Here is a 15517-nt window from a genome sequence, read left to right as displayed (position 1 = left end):
TCTCTTGCAAAGAACGCATAGCGAGACCCGGGAGCGGAAAGCGACCCTGGCGAGACTTGTGCCCTATGGGTGCAAAGGCTCTCCACCGTCCCACCATCCCCACCTGATTTCCTGCCTAAAATATGGCTAATCAACACGCCTGACAAAACACACAATTTTAAAGGGGTTTTAACTATGCGAGATCCGCGTGTCAATGAGTTGGCCCGGTTGTTGGTCACTCACTCGATGAAGGTGCAACCGGGAGAAAATGTTCTGATCGATCTGTTCGGGGAGAAGGAAGAACTCGCTCGGGCTTTGATCACAGAAGTTTATCGCGCGGGAGGCTTTCCCTTCTATCAAGTGAACCGGGATGCATTGTTGCGGGCACAGCTCTTGGAAACCACCGAGGAGCATATGGAGTTGCTGGCCCGGCTTGATTATGAACGGATGAAGGCGATGGATTGTTATGTAGCCATCCGGGGGCGGGAGAATATCAATGAACTGGCGGATGTTCCTTCGGATCAGATGAAGATCTATACCGAGCGGTACAACCGTCGGGTTCATGATGAGCGTGTCAATAACACTCGGTGGGTGGTCATGCGCTATCCCAATCCCTCCATGGCCCAGCTGGCAGGGACCAGCACCGAGGGTTTTGAGGACTTTTTCTTCAATGTCTGCAATGTGGACTATGGGCGCATGGGAAAAGGGATGAAACCTCTGGTGGAACGGATGGAAAAGACGGACCGGGTTCATATCAAAGGTCCGGATACCGATCTCACTTTTTCCATCAAGGGACTACCGGCGATTCCCTGCGCCGGGGAACACAACATCCCTGACGGGGAAGTTTTCACCGCTCCGGTCCGGAATTCCATCAACGGAGTTCTCACCTACAATACGGCTACGGTCTATCAAGGAACCAAGTTTGATCATGTCCGCCTGGAGTTCAGGGACGGAAAAATTGTGAAGGCGACCTCCAATGAAACCGAGAAGTTGAACAAAATCCTGGATACCGATGAAGGGGCCCGTTACATAGGGGAATTCAGCCTGGGACTCAATCCCAACATCCATCATCCCATGCTGGACACACTCTTCGATGAAAAAATCAACGGCAGTTTCCATTTCACTCCCGGCAAGGCTTATGAGGAGTGCAACAATGGCAATACATCCGCCATCCACTGGGATATGGTCAACATCCAGCGCTCCGACTATGGCGGTGGGGAGATCTATTTCGACGGCGAACTGATCCGCAAAGACGGCCTCTTCGTCGTTCCCGACCTGGAGCCTCTCAACCCAGAAAATCTAAAGTGATCTCAAGGAAGAGCTCTCGAAACGGATATGATCCCCTCCACTTGGAGGGGATTTGTTATGGGGATATTCGGAAAATGCCAGGGCTGTTGATGAACCCTCAAGTGGATGATGGGAACGAAACGACCTTTTCGCCTTCCCACCATCCCGACCTGATTTCCTGCCTAAAATATGGCTAATCAACACGCCTGAGACAGGATTTATAATTGAAGGAATTATGACCGGAAAGGATCTAAAAAAACTCGTTGCAATGTTTAGTATCTGCATGTTACGATAACTATACCGATTTAGTAAACCGATATATTTGTTTTGACCTAAGGGGCAAGGAGCGTTTGTATTGAAGAAAAGAAGAATTGCAACGATTGGAGAGGCGATGGTCGTCTTTAATCCAACAAAAACGGGCCCACTCCGATTTGTTCATTCTTTTGAGCGGGCAGTCGGTGGTGCAGAGCTAAACTTTGCAATTGGCGCAGCACGTTTAGGCCTTGAGGCGAAATGGATTAGCTGCTTAGGTGATGATGAATTTGGGAAAGTCATTTACAACTTTGCTCGAGGTGAAGGAATAGATGTATCGGATGTAAATCGATCAGAGCGATATGCAACATCCGTTTACTTTAAAGAAATCCAAGAAAATGGCGCAGGTAAATCGTTTTATTACCGTCAGCCTTCTCCCTTGCTAGAGTTAACAGTGGACAAAATCAGTGAATCGGTTCTCGAAAACGTTGATCTATTACACATCAGTGGAGTGTACTTATCAGTATGCAAACATCATATTGAAGTGGTACGAAAGTTAATAGACTTTGCAAAAAAACGACATATCCCCATTTCATTTGATCCGAATTTGCGATTGAAGCTATGGACCATTGAAGAGGCAAGAGCAGTTTATGAAACCATCTACCCTTCTGTCACGATTTTTTTAGCAGGTGCTGAAGAGTTTGAATGGCTATTTGGAAGTGAGTCTGTTGAGGAGGTTCAAGCACGCTATCAAATGGAAGAGATGGTGATTAAGAAAGGCGAGCAGGGAGCAACTGTGTATGCGAACGGACATTGGACTGAGCATGAAGCATACAAAATAAAAGCAGTTGATACGGTTGGTGCCGGTGATGCTTTTGATGCGGCGTACATTTATGGCTACTTAAATCAAGAAACGATTGATGAACGTCTTCGTCTTGCAAATGGGGCAGGCGCACTCGTAGCTACTATTAAAGGAGACAATGAAGGATTGCCGTCTTTTAAGGAGCTTAAGCAATTTATTGGGGATGAACAAATGATTGAACGATAGGAGGAAGGTTATGCAAAAATTCAAGGTTTTGAAAGCGCTAACGGATGCGAAGGTAGTGGCGGTCATCCGTGGCAATAGTGCAGAGGAGGCGGCCCTTTTATCTCAGGCTGCGATTGCAGGAGGCATCCGAGCGATTGAGTTAACGTATACAACACCTTTTATTGAAGACACATTTAAGGAGCTGCGTAATACCGATGCATGGATAGGAGCAGGAACGGTGTTAGATGTTGAAACAGCAAGACATGCCATTTTGAATGGAGCGAACTTTATCGTTAGTCCCAGCTTTCATTCGGAGATCGCAGCCGTTTGTAACCGTTATAGTATTCCTTATTTGCCAGGCTGTATGACTGTTAAGGAAATGGTGGCCGCTCTAGAGTGCGGAAGCGATATAATCAAGCTCTTTCCAGCAAATCAATTTGAGCCCAGCTATATAAAGGCTGTAAAAGGTCCCCTACCCCAGGTGTCTATTATGCCAACAGGCGGTGTCGGCTTGTCTAATATGAATGATTGGCTCCAAGCGGGAGCGGTGGCAGTTGGAATTGGTGGCGATTTAAAGAAAGCGTATACAAAAAACGGCTATGCTGGTGCAGTAGAAAAGGCAAAGTCCTATATTCAACAGCTTTCACAACAATAAGGAGGTATGAATCATGAATATGACATTTCGATGGTATGGAAGAGGAAATGACACCGTTACATTAGAGCAAGTCAAACAAATTCCAAATGTTAAAGGGATTGTATGGGCTCTACACCATTTACCTGCTGGCGAGGTATGGACGAAGAAAGCAATCCAAGAAGAGGTGAACTATATCCGATCATATGGCTTCCATACAGATGTTGTAGAAAGTGTCAATGTACACGAGGATATTAAGCTTGGTCTTCCAACGCGTGAACAATACATCGAAAATTATAAGGAGTCGATTCGTAATCTTGGTGAAGCAGGCGTAAGGGTTATTTGCTATAATTTCATGCCTGTATTTGACTGGACACGCACAGATTTATTCCACCCGTTGGAAGACGGCTCTACAGCTCTTTATTTCGATAAAGAAAAAGTGATGAATATAGATCCCCAGAGACTCGTTGATGAGGTAAATGCCTCTTCTGACATGACTTTGCCAGGCTGGGAACCAGAACGTTTAGAGCATCTTTCTCATTTATTTGAGCAATACAAGGATGTCGATGAAGCAAAACTTTGGGAACACTTAGCCTATTTCCTCAATGAAATTTTGCCAGTCGCAGAGGAAGCCGGCATTAAGATGGCCCTTCATCCGGATGATCCTCCATATTCAATTTTTGGTTTGCCTCGAATCATCACAGGAGCGGAAAGCTATGAAAAATTAATAGAAATCTCTGATTCGCCATCCAATGGCTTTACTTATTGCACCGGTTCAATGGGAGCAGATCCAAGAAATGACATGGTCGCCATTGCAAAAAAATACGCCAACCGTGCACCATTTGCGCATATTCGAAATGTAAATATCGCTGAAAACGGCAGCTTTTTTGAAACATCCCATTATACTTCTGATGGTTCAATTGATATCAAAAATGTCGTTAAAACACTAAATGATCAAAATTATGATGGGTATGTTCGACCGGACCACGGCCGACACATTTGGGGAGAGAAATGCCGCCCAGGGTACGGGTTGTATGATCGTGCACTTGGAATTATGTATTTACATGGATTATGGGATGCATATGAAAATTTAAAAACTAGGTGATATCCGTGAAAGCATTGCAAGTGGTTAAACCATTTGAATTGGAATTAGTTGATGTAGCAGAACCGAAAATTGAAAGACCAAAGGATGTACTTGTTCAAACAGAATATGTCGGAATTTGCGGTTCGGACATGCATATTTACCACGGCTCAAATCCTTTGGCAACACTTCCTCGCGTCCCTGGCCATGAAGTGGTTGGACGAGTAGCGGCAATTGGAGAAGATGTAACGACTTTAAAAATTGGTGATACTGTTGTCGTAGAGCCAATCCGTTATTGCGGTAAGTGCTATGCCTGCCGCAAAGGGCAGCCGAATGTCTGCCAGTTCTTGTCCGTCTTTGGTGTGCATGAAGACGGTGGCATGCGCGAAAGATTTGTCCTTCCTGAAAATCAATTGCATTACATTGCCCCGGATACACCGCTTAAAGAGGCTGTGCTTGTTGAGCCTTATACGATTGGTGCACAGGCTGTATTTCGCGGGGAACTTCAAAAAGGAGAAACCGTTCTTATTCAAGGAGCCGGTCCGATTGGTATCTGTATTTTAAAGCTTGCAAAGCTGGCAGGTGCCTCGATCATGATGACAGATTTGGATGAAGATAAGCTGGCTTATGCCAAGAAGCTTGGCGCAGATGTAACGGTCAATGTGAAGCATACCCCCCTAATGGATGCAGTCAACGAATGGACGAACTTTGAAGGTGTTAATGTTTCTATTGACGCAGTATGTATTTCGCAAACATTCAAGCAATCCATAGACGCTGTATCGGTGGCAGGACGTGTCGTTGTATTGAGTTTCGCAGAGGAGCCGGTTGGTATTGTACCGTTGCCGATTACTCAAAAGGAACTGTCTATTAAAGGCTCACGCCTTCAAACATTCCAATTCAAAAAAATTGTGGAGCTTGTAAATCAAGGGGAGCTTCAGGAGCAAGGACTCATCACACATTCCTTCCCTTTGAGTGAAGCGAAGGAGGCGTTCGCGTTTATCGAACAGCATCCTGAAGAGGTAAGAAAAGTGATTTTGAAAGTAGGTGCACAAAATGATGCATAAACACCTAGAAAATAAGGTAGCTGTCATTACTGGAGGCAGTGGCGTTCTATGCTCGGCAATGGCCAGGGAGCTGGCAAAACATCGCATGAAAATTGTGATTATAAATCGTACAGAAAAAAAAGGCAGAGCGGTAGCAGATGACATCGTGCAAGCTGGCGGTTCGGCAATCCATATTTCCGCAGATGTATTAGATCAAACTATGCTTGAAAAGGCAAAGAGTAAGATTTTAGGCGCGTTTGGCCAGGTGGATCTATTAATCAATGGCGCCGGTGGGAATCATCCCGATGCCATCACAGCAGATGAAAGCTATCGGGGCGAAGCGGAGGAAAAGTCTACCTTTTTTGATTTGACAAAGCAGGGCTTTGAGCAAGTATTTTCCAATAACTTTATCGGAACTTTCTTAGCCTCTCAGGTATTTGGTGAGGAGCTCATTAAAACGAAGGGTTCGATTATCAATATTTCTTCAATGAGCGCCTATGCCCCGATGACAAAGGTCCCTGCCTATAGTGCTGCGAAAGCATCCATTAATAACTTTACACAATGGATGGCTGTCCATTTTGCAGATGTCGGCCTCCGTGTAAATGCAATTGCACCCGGTTTTTTCGTTACGGAACAAAATCGAAATCTTCTCTTGGATGAAAAAGGGGAGCTTACGGCACGATCTAAAAAAATCATCGCCGCTACTCCTCAAAAACGATTCGGAAAGCCTGAGGATTTACTTGGAACCCTTCTATGGCTTGCAGACGATAGATATTCAAGCTTCGTAACAGGCGTGACGATTCCAGTTGATGGTGGCTTTATGGCATACTCAGGCGTTTAATAAGAGCCATTTCCCCACCACAGCCGAGTTCGTAGGTTATAGTACCATCCCCCTTCCAGCGAAATATGGCGGAGCGAAGAAAGCAATCCTGCCAAATACTTTTTAAGAAGGGGCATCTAGCATTAAAAGAGGTGTGTAAAATGGTGAAACAGCAAAGCATATTTGGGGATGGGAAAACAATTGTCATTGTGATGCTATTTCTTGCAGGAGTGATTAACTATTTAGACCGCTCCGCCTTATCAATCGCTGCTCCTTTTATACAGGAGGATATTCATTTAACAGCAACACAAATGGGAATTGTCTTCAGCAGCTTCTCTATTGGTTATGCAATTTTTAACTTTTTAGGAGGAATGGCATCTGACAAATTTGGTGCCAAGATGACGCTATTTGTTGCGATGATTGTTTGGTCATTATTTAGCGGCGCACTTGTTTTGGTAGTCGGCTTCCTGTCTTTAATCATTGTCCGGATTATTTTCGGTATGGCGGAAGGGCCGCTTTCTGCAACAATAAATAAGATGGTCAACAACTGGTTCCCACCAGAAAATCGCGCATCTGTCGTTGGTTTGGCGAATAGTGGTACACCCCTGGGCGGTGCCATTGCTGGGCCGATTGTCGGATATATCGCGATCGCGTATGGCTGGCGCTACTCATTTATTGCCATCATGTTTATAGGGCTTATTTGGGCTTTGGTATGGTTCAAGGTTGTAAAAGAAAAACCAAAAAACACGGTGAAAAAAGCGCCTCTTGCAAATGAAGAAGCAGCGGAGAAACCGGTTGTGGAAACAGGACATAGCTTAATCTATTATTTAAAGCAGAAGACAGTTTTGTTTACAGCTTTTGCCTTTTTCTCTTATAACTATATTCTTTTCTTCTTCCTCACTTGGTTCCCAAGCTATTTGGTAGAAGCACGCGGGATGAATGTGAAAGATATGAGCTTAGTAACAGTGATCCCTTGGATTCTCGGGTTTTTAGGCCTGGCGTTAAGCGGCATCGTATCTGACTTTCTCTATAAGCGTTTTAATGATAAAGGGATCCTGTTCTCCCGGAAAGCTGTTTTGGTCAGTTGTTTATTCCTTTCCGCTGTATGTATTGGTTGTGCTGGTATTGTAACCACAACTGTCGGCGCAGTTTCTCTTGTAGCTCTTTCAGTATTCTTCTTATACCTAACAGGTGCGATTTATTGGGCGATTATCAATGATGTAGTAGAGCAAAAGCGAGTGGGCTCTGTCGGTGGTTTTATGCACTTTATATCTAATATAGCAGGTATTATCGGGCCAACTTTAACAGGCTTCCTTGTCGATAAAACAGGTGCATTTTCCGCAGCATTCCTGCTTGCAGGTGGACTGGCTGTTGTTGCTTCTCTAGCCGTTATCAAATTTGTCAAGCCAATCGTTCATACTGAAAAAATGGCTGCTTGATTCAAAGGAGGGGTTTTAATGAGCGATGCAAGATTGATTAAAATTCATCCAAACGATAATGTAGTCATTGCTTTGAGTGATCTTCCTCAAGGCCTTTTTCTACAGGTGGATGAAACGACGACAATTGAATTAAAGGAAAAGATTCAGCAAGGGCATAAAATTGCAATCAAACCAATCAAAGTTAAGGAAAACATTAACAAATACGGTTTTTCAATCGGGCACGCAACAGCTGCCATCAGTCCCGGAGAATGGGTGCATTCACACAATCTGAAAACCAATTTATCCGGGGAGCTTGACTATACGTATTCTCCTAAGCAGCATGCACTTGTAGCAGCACGGCATCAAAATCGCTCGTTTAAGGGGTACCGTCGAAAAGACGGACAGGTAGGTGTAAGAAATGAGATATGGATCATTAACACCGTAGGCTGCATCAACAAAGTCGCAGAAAATCTGGCCAAGCTCGGCAATCAACTGTATCAGGCAGATAATGTTGATGGTGTGCAACACTTTGCTCACCCTTATGGCTGTTCCCAGCTTGGAGATGATTTGACGTATACACAAAAAATCTTAGCGAACCTGATTCATCATCCAAATGCAGGCGCTGTTATCGTATTGGGCTTGGGGTGTGAAAACAACTATATTGATCTTTTTAAAAAGACAATTGGTGAATATGATGAAGATCGAGTACAGTTTTTAAATGTTCAGGAGTCTAAAGATGAAATGGAGGAAGGACAGATATTGCTGGAAAGCGCATTTAAGTATGCCAAAGCCTTTCTCCGGGAAGATATCCCTGTGTCTGAGCTTAAAATAGGATTGAAGTGCGGGGGAAGTGATGGATTATCAGGCATTACTGCTAATCCATTAATTGGAGCATTTTCTGATCAGCTTCTTTTGGCAGGAGGATCTACCGTCCTGACGGAGGTGCCTGAAATGTTCGGGGCAGAAACTATTTTAATGGAACGGGCAAAAAATGAGAATGTATTCGAGGATATTGTCCGCCTTATTGATGATTTCAAGCAATATTTCATTAAATACAATCAGCCCATTTACGAAAATCCTTCTCCTGGCAATAAAGAGGGAGGCATCACCACTCTTGAAGAAAAATCACTTGGCTGTGTTCAAAAAGGGGGCTTTCAGAAGGTAGAGGAGGTTCTTGCTTATGGCGACCGGGTGAAAACAAAAGGGCTTCACCTGCTAAATGGTCCCGGGAATGATCTTGTATCAACAACAGCTCTCGCTTCTTCGGGATGTCAAATTGTCCTCTTCTCCACCGGACGGGGCACACCTTTTGGAGGCCCAACACCAACAGTGAAAATTTCTACAAATACGCCACTCTATCAGCGTAAGAAGAATTGGATTGATTTTAATGCAGGCCAATTAGTAGATGGCAAAATAATGGAGACACTGGTCGATGAATTTTTCGACTATATCATTGCGCTCGCCTCCGGAGAGAAACAAACTTGCAATGAACGATTCGGCTTTAAGGAGATTGCCATTTTCAAAGATGGCGTAACGATGTAGGAGGACTGCGATGAGTAATCCAATAAAAATTATGCAAATTGGGGATGGGAATTTCATACGGGCTTTTTTCGACCTGGCCGTTGAACGTCTTGGACTTCAGGCTGGCATCGTGTCTGTAGGAGCTACGCCTCGTGGACAAACGGTAGAAAAGCTGCGGCAGCAAAAGGGGTGTTTCACTATAATCGAAAGAGGTTTACAGCAGCAAAGGCCATATGAAAGTTCCACGACTGTAAAGGTTATTCAAGATATAATCAATCCGTACACCGAATGGCATCAATTTCTAGACTATGCCGCTTCCGGAGATTTAGAAATGATTGTCTCGAACACAACGGAGGCAGGAATTTACTATGAAAATATACCTTATCCAACAGAATGCCCGGAAAGCTATGCTGCAAAGCTTACTATATTTTTATATAGATATTTCCAAAACTTCAAAGGGAAGAAGAAACTCTCGATCGTCCCATTAGAATTAATTGAACAAAATGGCAGCCGATTACGTGAAATTTGCCTGCAGCATTCCATAGATTGGAAGATGGAAGCAAGCTTCACCGAATGGCTTCAAGCTATTCCTTTTTGCAATACACTTGTAGACCGAATCGTAGTTGGGTTTCCAAAAGATATGGAAAAAAATGAGGATCCGCTGCTTACTGTATGTGAGCCGTATTTTCTGTTCGTGATTGACCAAAGGGAACCGTTTACGGATTGGCCTTCTGATGATTCGCTGCCATTTGTTTTTGACGATATCGATCAGTATCGTCAGCGCAAGGTAGCGGTTTTAAACGGCAGTCATACTGTGCTTGCCGCTCTAGGCAGGCATGCTCAATGCCGAACTGTCAAGGAGGCGTTTACTCACCCGGGCATTCGTAGATTTGTCGATTGCATGGTCAATGAGTTTATCGAGCGCTACGATGTGGAACCTTCCTATAAGGATGCTGTCTTTGAACGCTTTTTAAACCCGTACATCGAGCATTTGTTGTTTGATATTCAATTAAACGAACTGTCAAAGTGGCAATCCAGAATTGCGCCTTATGCAGGAACCCCTTACTACAATAAGGCATTAGCGCTTGGATTATATTTTATGAATCCTAACAAATTTACTGTAAGAGAATCGAATCAAAATCTTGAAAAACTGCAAGCGATACACAATGCAGCAGGAGATGGCAATACGCAGCCAATGGCGCAGTTTATTGAAGAAGTATTCTTTTGCCAGTCTAAGCCGATTTTAAATGAATTTAGTAGGATTAATTCTATATTGGAGGACATCAAATGAAACAATTAGTTGTAAATGAACCATTCAACATGACATACTGCACAGTTGAAAAACCGACTATTCAGGGCAAGCATGATGTGCTATTAAAAATTTCTCACATCGGAATTTGTGGGACGGATACACATGCATTTGCAGGTAATCAGCCTTTTTTTCAATATCCACGTGTTTTAGGACATGAGTTAGCAGCCGTCGTGGAGGGAATAGGGGAGGGGGTTGCACACGTTAGTGCAGGCGACCGGGTGACCATCATACCTTATGTACATTGCGGAGAATGTGTTGCCTGCCGCAAAGGAAAAACCAACTGCTGTACATCATTGCAAGTACTGGGCGTGCATGAGAACGGCGGAATGGGCGAATATCTTGTGGTGAATGAAAACATGCTTGTCGTTGGCAATGATCTAACAGGAGAGCAGCTGGCGATTGTTGAGCCGTTAAGCATTGGTGCGCATGCAGTAAGGAGATCTGAGCTTATTGACGGAGATACTGTGCTTGTGATTGGTGCAGGTCCAATCGGCTTAGGTGTTGCACGATTTGCCAAGCTTCGCGGCGCAAAGACGGTTTTAATGGATGTTAATGAAAAACGCCTGCTTGAAGGAAAAAAGTGGACAGATCCTGATGAAATATTGTTAGTAAACGAGCAAGTTGTAGAGAAATTGAAAGAAAAGTTCGATGGGGAGCTTCCTGCGGTAGTTTTCGATGCAACAGGAAACCAGCAATCTATGGAGTCTTCTTTCGAGTATGTCTGCCATGGAGGAACACTTATTTTCGTAGGCTTGATGAAAAAGACCATCACTTTCCATGATCCGGACTTTCATGCAAGAGAAATCACGCTGAAAAGCAGCCGGAATGCTACATTGGAGGATTTTATGACGGTAATAAACCACATGAAAAATGGAGATATAAAGCCGGGGTATGTGACGGAAAGCTTGGCGTTTGACGATGCCATCAACTATTTTGAGAATCGGAACTACAATACGAATAAAGCTCAAATTACTCTATAAGAAGGGGAATGTTATGAAAATCGCAGTCAATGAGTTAAAGCAATTAGTAGGGAACAAATTTAGAAATCAAGGGATCGATGCTGAAAGTGCTGAACTGATCGCGGATGTTCTTGTATATGCAGACTTACGAGGGGTTAGCTCTCATGGAGTAATGCGGGTAGAGCATTATATAACACGTTTAAAGGCAGGGGGGATTCAAAGAAATCCGAATTTCACCATTCACAGGCTAAACAATAATCATCTCATCTTTGATGGAAATGACGGATTCGGTCATGTGATCTGCAAAAAGGCAATGGATGAGTCAATCGCTGTGGCGAAGGAGCATGGATCATGTACGACCGTGATTCAAAACAGTAGTCATTGTGGTGCACTCAGCTACTTTATTGAACAGGCTACACGGGAAGATTTCATTGCTATTATGTTCGCTCAGACGGATTCAGCAGTGGTGCCCTTTGGTGGAAGTGAGCAATACTTCGGAACAAACCCTATTGCCTTTGGTTTTCCCACAATGGATACACCAATCTTATTAGATATGGCAACAAGCAATGTGGCACTTGGGAAAATTTTATACGCCCGAGAAAAAAATATATCTGTTCCTGAGTCATGGGGAGTGGATAAAAACGGTGTACCAACGACAAATCCACATGATATTCATTCTCTGACACCACTTGCCGGTGCGAAGGGCTACGGTCTGGCTCTTGTGGTCGATATGCTTTCCGGTATTTTAGCAAATGCTGCTTTTGGTCCGCACATTACAAAAATGTATGGTGACTATGAGCAAAAGCGTAAGCTTGGCCAGTTTATGTATGTTTTGGATCCAGCTGTTTTTACAGATATCCATACATTTAAGAAGAAAGCCTCTCAAATGGTAGATGAATTGCATAATATTTCACCTGCAACGAATTTTGAAGGTGTGCTTGTTCCTGGAGAGCCGGAACAGTTGAAAAGCCTTCAACTCCAGCAAGTAGGCATTGATTTGCCCCAAGCCGTCTATGACTATTTAGTTTCGTAGTATTTCCGGTTTAAAAATATGATAGAATGAGGTTGATAGTATATCCCCGGTAGGAGATTGATTGTCTTGAAAAAAGCAACAATAGCAGATGTGGCAAAACATGCAAATGTATCGAAAAGTACGGTTTCCCAATATTTAAACAAGCGCTATGAATATATGGGAGAAGAAACGCGAAAAAAAATAGCGGAGGCGATTCAAGAGCTGCACTATCGACCGAATTTCATGGCTCGAAGCTTGAAGCAACAGTCAACCTTTACGATCGGTGTTATCGTCGCCAATATTATTCATAGCTTTTCAACGAAAATTATTAATGGGCTGGAAGCGGAGTTTGATAAAAAAGGATTTCATATGATTATTTGCAACTCGGCCGATGAGCCATCCAAAGAAAAGAAGCATATTGAAACGCTTTTAGAAAGACAGGTGGATGGCTTCGTAATATTTCCAACAGGAAAAAATGAGGCGCTTTATCGCACGCTAACGATGCAAAATATTCCTATTGTTTTTATCGATCGTTTTATTGAAAAACTTGAAATCCCATCTGTACTTCTTGATAATATGAAAGCGATGGAGATGGCTGTCTCCTCTTTCAATGTACATCCCTTAGCGGTCGTAACAACTTCTTTGGATCTTCAAATTACACCGCGTGTTGAACGTCTTGAAGGCTTCCGGCTTGCCTTGCAAAAACGAAATATGGAAGTGCTTGAAGAGTATATTCGGCATGGAGAGACAAAGGAGCTACCGCAAATTTTTGATGAGCTTTTTTCTTTAGCGACGCCTCCAAAGGGCATGATTGCCACAAATGACCGCGTTTCGCAGGAGCTCATGCTATACGTAAAAGAACATCAGATTCGAGTACCAGATGACCTTCAAATTGTTGTTATTGATGAAATGCCATATACCGAGTTCATGACCCCACCACTCACAACGATTGAGCAGCCTTCTGACCTTATGGCCAAGCAAGCTGCTGCTTTGTTGTTTGAAAAAATTGAAATGGGGACCTTCAAGGAAATGAAAAATCTTTACCGATTCCAGCCGATTTTTCTCAAAAGAGACTCTACACTACTATAATAACTTGTATTGATATGACCCCATACTTGGAAGAAAAGAGCACGTTCCTTATAAAGGGAATGCAGAAGATCGAATAGTAAGGTATCCTCCTTCATAGAACGCTCCTTTGAGTACATGTTGAAGTTGAACCTTCAAAACCATTGTACACAAAGGAGCTTCTTTTTTCCTAAACTTTGGCTAATCGACAGCCCTGGTATGGTGCAATAGTGTGGGCACTCGCCACCCATAAACTGGTTGGACCAAGGCATCCTTCTGCAGGGAACGAAAGTAAAAGGCGCCTGTAGAAGCGATCCGTCGATCATTTCAATTCAGCCAGGATGAAATGAGCCGAGCTAGCTCAGGCTTATGAATACCCGGAGGCGCACGTAAATTTTCCAGTAAAAGAGCAGCTTAACATCGCTTAACCGTGGTATACCCTACTGCTGGTTTTTTTGTTATTCTTTTTGTTTATCGAGAGTGAGAGTTAAATAATCATTTATCGTAAAACAAATATTTTGAATATTTATTGACAAATATTCAGTTTTCATTTATTGTTTGGTTTGTTTATGGTAATAAAACCAGTAATAGGTTGTGTTGTAGAGGAAACAGCTGGAGGGATCAGCAAGATGTTCCGACGGGAGGGATAGCCGATCAAGTATGGGTGTAAATCCAACCGTTGTTGTATCAAAGGCAGTGGAAAAGTCACCGTCGGGTCATCAATAGGATTTGTCGAGGTTTACGCACAGAAGTTCCTTGGCGAGCTGTCGGAACAAGACAAAGAAATGTGGTGAAATTTGTGGAAAAAACATTTCGAATTATGGTTTACTCTGGGGTCATAGGTTTCTTTGTGGTGAAGATATTTTTGGACGACTCTTTGCAGAATATCCGTTTTTTGTTCGCTGCTCTAATGATTTTAGACATCATTGGTAGAAGATATGTATCCTATACAAAGAAGAAACTTAGGCCATTTCAGGGTGGTTGATTAGCCATATGATGTGTGGTAATCAAGGACGGGGGTGGTGGGTCGGCGGAGAGCCTTTGCGCTCTTTGCAAAAGATCAGATTCGTCCCACCACCCCGTCCTCCCAAACAATATTCTCGCTGGGGGGGGGGGCGAGTGGAGTGACGAAAGATCGATCCACTTCCATAACCTAGTTTTCTGGCTAATCAATAGACATGAAGCCTTTATCCTGATTCATCAATTTTTTGTGGTGCTCATGATTTGGACGGAGGAGAAGCGCTTATATATCTCAGAAAATGAAATGGGGTTTTCACATGTTAGCGATCGCGAATCGGGAATTTTTGAACCTATTCAAAGGCTTTAAATCCTTCTTTATGATTCTGTTTATCTCCTTATCCTCTGCGTATGTGGCCCATACGATAAAAAATCTATCCTTATTGAATGCAGGAGATATAGAAAATCTCGCTGTTGATGGAAGTGCTGGATTGCGTTTTTTGATTTATTTTCTCGGGTTTTTGTTGATCATGGTCTATTCTCATGATGTTGTCAATCGGGAGGTCGATTCTCAGCGGATTCGTCTATTGGTCACCAAAACATCCCGTTTGTCTATTATTTTAGGGAAGTGGTTTGGGATCTGGATGTATTGGTCCACCGTGGTCATCCTTTCGTTTTTGATCATCAGTATGATCACTTCCAGCTTTTCTTTACTTGAGTTAGGCAAGCTGTTGGTGTTCATCTTTTATCCGGCATCGATCACTTTATTCCTTTCTACGATTCTCCCTTCTACTGGGTTGAGCACGCTGGTTGCGATTTTCTCGGGTTTGGTTCTTCCGGGTTTGGGAGTGTGGAGTTTGGTAAGCTCCAATTTTGTTGCTACTTTGTTGAAATATCTCTTTCCTTATTATCCTTTACTGAAGGAACCCAGTCTGTTTTTACTTCCTATCGGGGTATCGGTTGCAATGATCCTTTTGACATCCTACATATTTAATAGAAAGGAATTATAAAACCCATGGTGCTCTCCGTTTCTGATTTAAAGAAAAAATACGATCAAGATGGTCTTGACCCCGTCAAGTAGACAATGAAAAAAGAACGGTTATGCGGCGACTTTTTCCCGATGCTCAACAGGGGAAAAGTCGCCCAATTTTTT

General features: G+C 43.3%; 13 protein-coding genes. All 13 read left to right on the top strand.

What is annotated here, in order from left to right; all coding sequences use genetic code 11:
- Window positions 1–174: 174 nt before the first annotated feature.
- The 13 genes from JOD24_RS15590 to JOD24_RS15530 all read left to right on the top strand — a co-directional run bounded on the left by JOD24_RS15590 (window position 175) and on the right by JOD24_RS15530 (window position 15374).
- On the top strand, window positions 175–1287 hold the full coding sequence (locus JOD24_RS15590; protein WP_380167110.1) for an aminopeptidase: 1113 nt from the start codon (window positions 175–177) through the stop codon (window positions 1285–1287).
- A 334-nt stretch (window positions 1288–1621) separates the two neighbouring features.
- On the top strand, window positions 1622–2566 hold the full coding sequence (locus tag JOD24_RS15585; RefSeq protein ID WP_380167112.1) for a sugar kinase: 945 nt from the start codon (window positions 1622–1624) through the stop codon (window positions 2564–2566).
- A 10-nt stretch (window positions 2567–2576) separates the two neighbouring features.
- Complete coding sequence (locus JOD24_RS15580; protein WP_380167114.1) at window positions 2577–3200, top strand: bifunctional 2-keto-4-hydroxyglutarate aldolase/2-keto-3-deoxy-6-phosphogluconate aldolase; 624 nt, start codon at window positions 2577–2579, stop codon at window positions 3198–3200.
- Window positions 3201–3213: 13 nt separating this feature from the next.
- Entirely contained in the window at window positions 3214–4281 is a 1068-nt protein-coding gene (gene uxuA, locus JOD24_RS15575) for a mannonate dehydratase (RefSeq protein ID WP_380167116.1), read from the top strand.
- A gap of 5 nt (window positions 4282–4286) precedes the next feature.
- A complete protein-coding gene (locus JOD24_RS15570) occupies window positions 4287–5321 on the top strand; it encodes a zinc-binding alcohol dehydrogenase family protein (protein WP_380167118.1) in 1035 nt (344 codons plus the stop codon).
- Window positions 5314–6141 (top strand): SDR family oxidoreductase, encoded by an 828-nt coding sequence (locus JOD24_RS15565; RefSeq protein ID WP_380167120.1) that lies wholly within the window; start codon window positions 5314–5316, stop codon window positions 6139–6141. The genes JOD24_RS15570 and JOD24_RS15565 overlap by 8 nt, the downstream gene beginning before the upstream one ends.
- Window positions 6142–6281: 140 nt before the next feature.
- Window positions 6282–7559, top strand: a complete 1278-nt coding sequence (locus JOD24_RS15560) for an MFS transporter (protein WP_380167122.1) — start codon at window positions 6282–6284, stop codon at window positions 7557–7559.
- 18 nt (window positions 7560–7577) lie between these two features.
- Complete coding sequence (locus JOD24_RS15555; protein ID WP_380167124.1) at window positions 7578–9080, top strand: UxaA family hydrolase; 1503 nt, start codon at window positions 7578–7580, stop codon at window positions 9078–9080.
- A gap of 10 nt (window positions 9081–9090) precedes the next feature.
- Window positions 9091–10350, top strand: a complete 1260-nt coding sequence (locus tag JOD24_RS15550) for a mannitol dehydrogenase family protein (RefSeq protein ID WP_380167126.1) — start codon at window positions 9091–9093, stop codon at window positions 10348–10350.
- Window positions 10347–11351, top strand: coding sequence for a zinc-binding alcohol dehydrogenase family protein (locus tag JOD24_RS15545; RefSeq protein WP_380167128.1), 1005 nt, complete (start codon window positions 10347–10349; stop codon window positions 11349–11351). The genes JOD24_RS15550 and JOD24_RS15545 overlap by 4 nt, the downstream gene beginning before the upstream one ends.
- 13 nt (window positions 11352–11364) lie before the next feature.
- A complete protein-coding gene (gene allD / locus JOD24_RS15540) occupies window positions 11365–12363 on the top strand; it encodes an ureidoglycolate dehydrogenase (protein ID WP_429247304.1) in 999 nt (332 codons plus the stop codon).
- A gap of 66 nt (window positions 12364–12429) precedes the next feature.
- Window positions 12430–13431 carry a LacI family DNA-binding transcriptional regulator gene (locus JOD24_RS15535; protein ID WP_429247303.1) on the top strand — a complete coding sequence of 334 codons (1002 nt, stop codon included), beginning with the start codon at window positions 12430–12432 and terminating at the stop codon, window positions 13429–13431.
- Window positions 13432–14684: 1253 nt separating this feature from the next.
- Window positions 14685–15374 (top strand): ABC transporter permease subunit, encoded by a 690-nt coding sequence (locus JOD24_RS15530; protein WP_429247302.1) that lies wholly within the window; start codon window positions 14685–14687, stop codon window positions 15372–15374.
- Window positions 15375–15517 lie beyond the last annotated feature (143 nt).

This window comes from Kroppenstedtia sanguinis (assembly GCF_050433445.1).
GTDB lineage: Bacteria > Bacillota > Bacilli > Thermoactinomycetales > DSM-45169 > Kroppenstedtia > Kroppenstedtia sanguinis.
This window is presented reverse-complemented; position numbering and strand designations above follow the sequence as displayed.

Bases quoted from the DNA above. Each gene is read 5' to 3' on its own strand.
- JOD24_RS15590 (WP_380167110.1), top strand. From the start codon at position 175: ATGCGAGATCCGCGTGTCAATGAGTTGGCCCGGTTGTTGGTCACTCAC.
- JOD24_RS15580 (WP_380167114.1), top strand. From the start codon at position 2,577: ATGCAAAAATTCAAGGTTTTGAAAGCGCTAACGGATGCGAAGGTAGTG.
- uxuA (WP_380167116.1), top strand. From the start codon at position 3,214: ATGAATATGACATTTCGATGGTATGGAAGAGGAAATGACACCGTTACA.
- JOD24_RS15565 (WP_380167120.1), top strand. From the start codon at position 5,314: ATGCATAAACACCTAGAAAATAAGGTAGCTGTCATTACTGGAGGCAGT.
- JOD24_RS15560 (WP_380167122.1), top strand. From the start codon at position 6,282: ATGGTGAAACAGCAAAGCATATTTGGGGATGGGAAAACAATTGTCATT.
- JOD24_RS15555 (WP_380167124.1), top strand. From the start codon at position 7,578: ATGAGCGATGCAAGATTGATTAAAATTCATCCAAACGATAATGTAGTC.
- JOD24_RS15550 (WP_380167126.1), top strand. From the start codon at position 9,091: ATGAGTAATCCAATAAAAATTATGCAAATTGGGGATGGGAATTTCATA.
- JOD24_RS15545 (WP_380167128.1), top strand. From the start codon at position 10,347: ATGAAACAATTAGTTGTAAATGAACCATTCAACATGACATACTGCACA.
- allD (WP_429247304.1), top strand. From the start codon at position 11,365: ATGAAAATCGCAGTCAATGAGTTAAAGCAATTAGTAGGGAACAAATTT.
- JOD24_RS15530 (WP_429247302.1), top strand. From the start codon at position 14,685: ATGTTAGCGATCGCGAATCGGGAATTTTTGAACCTATTCAAAGGCTTT.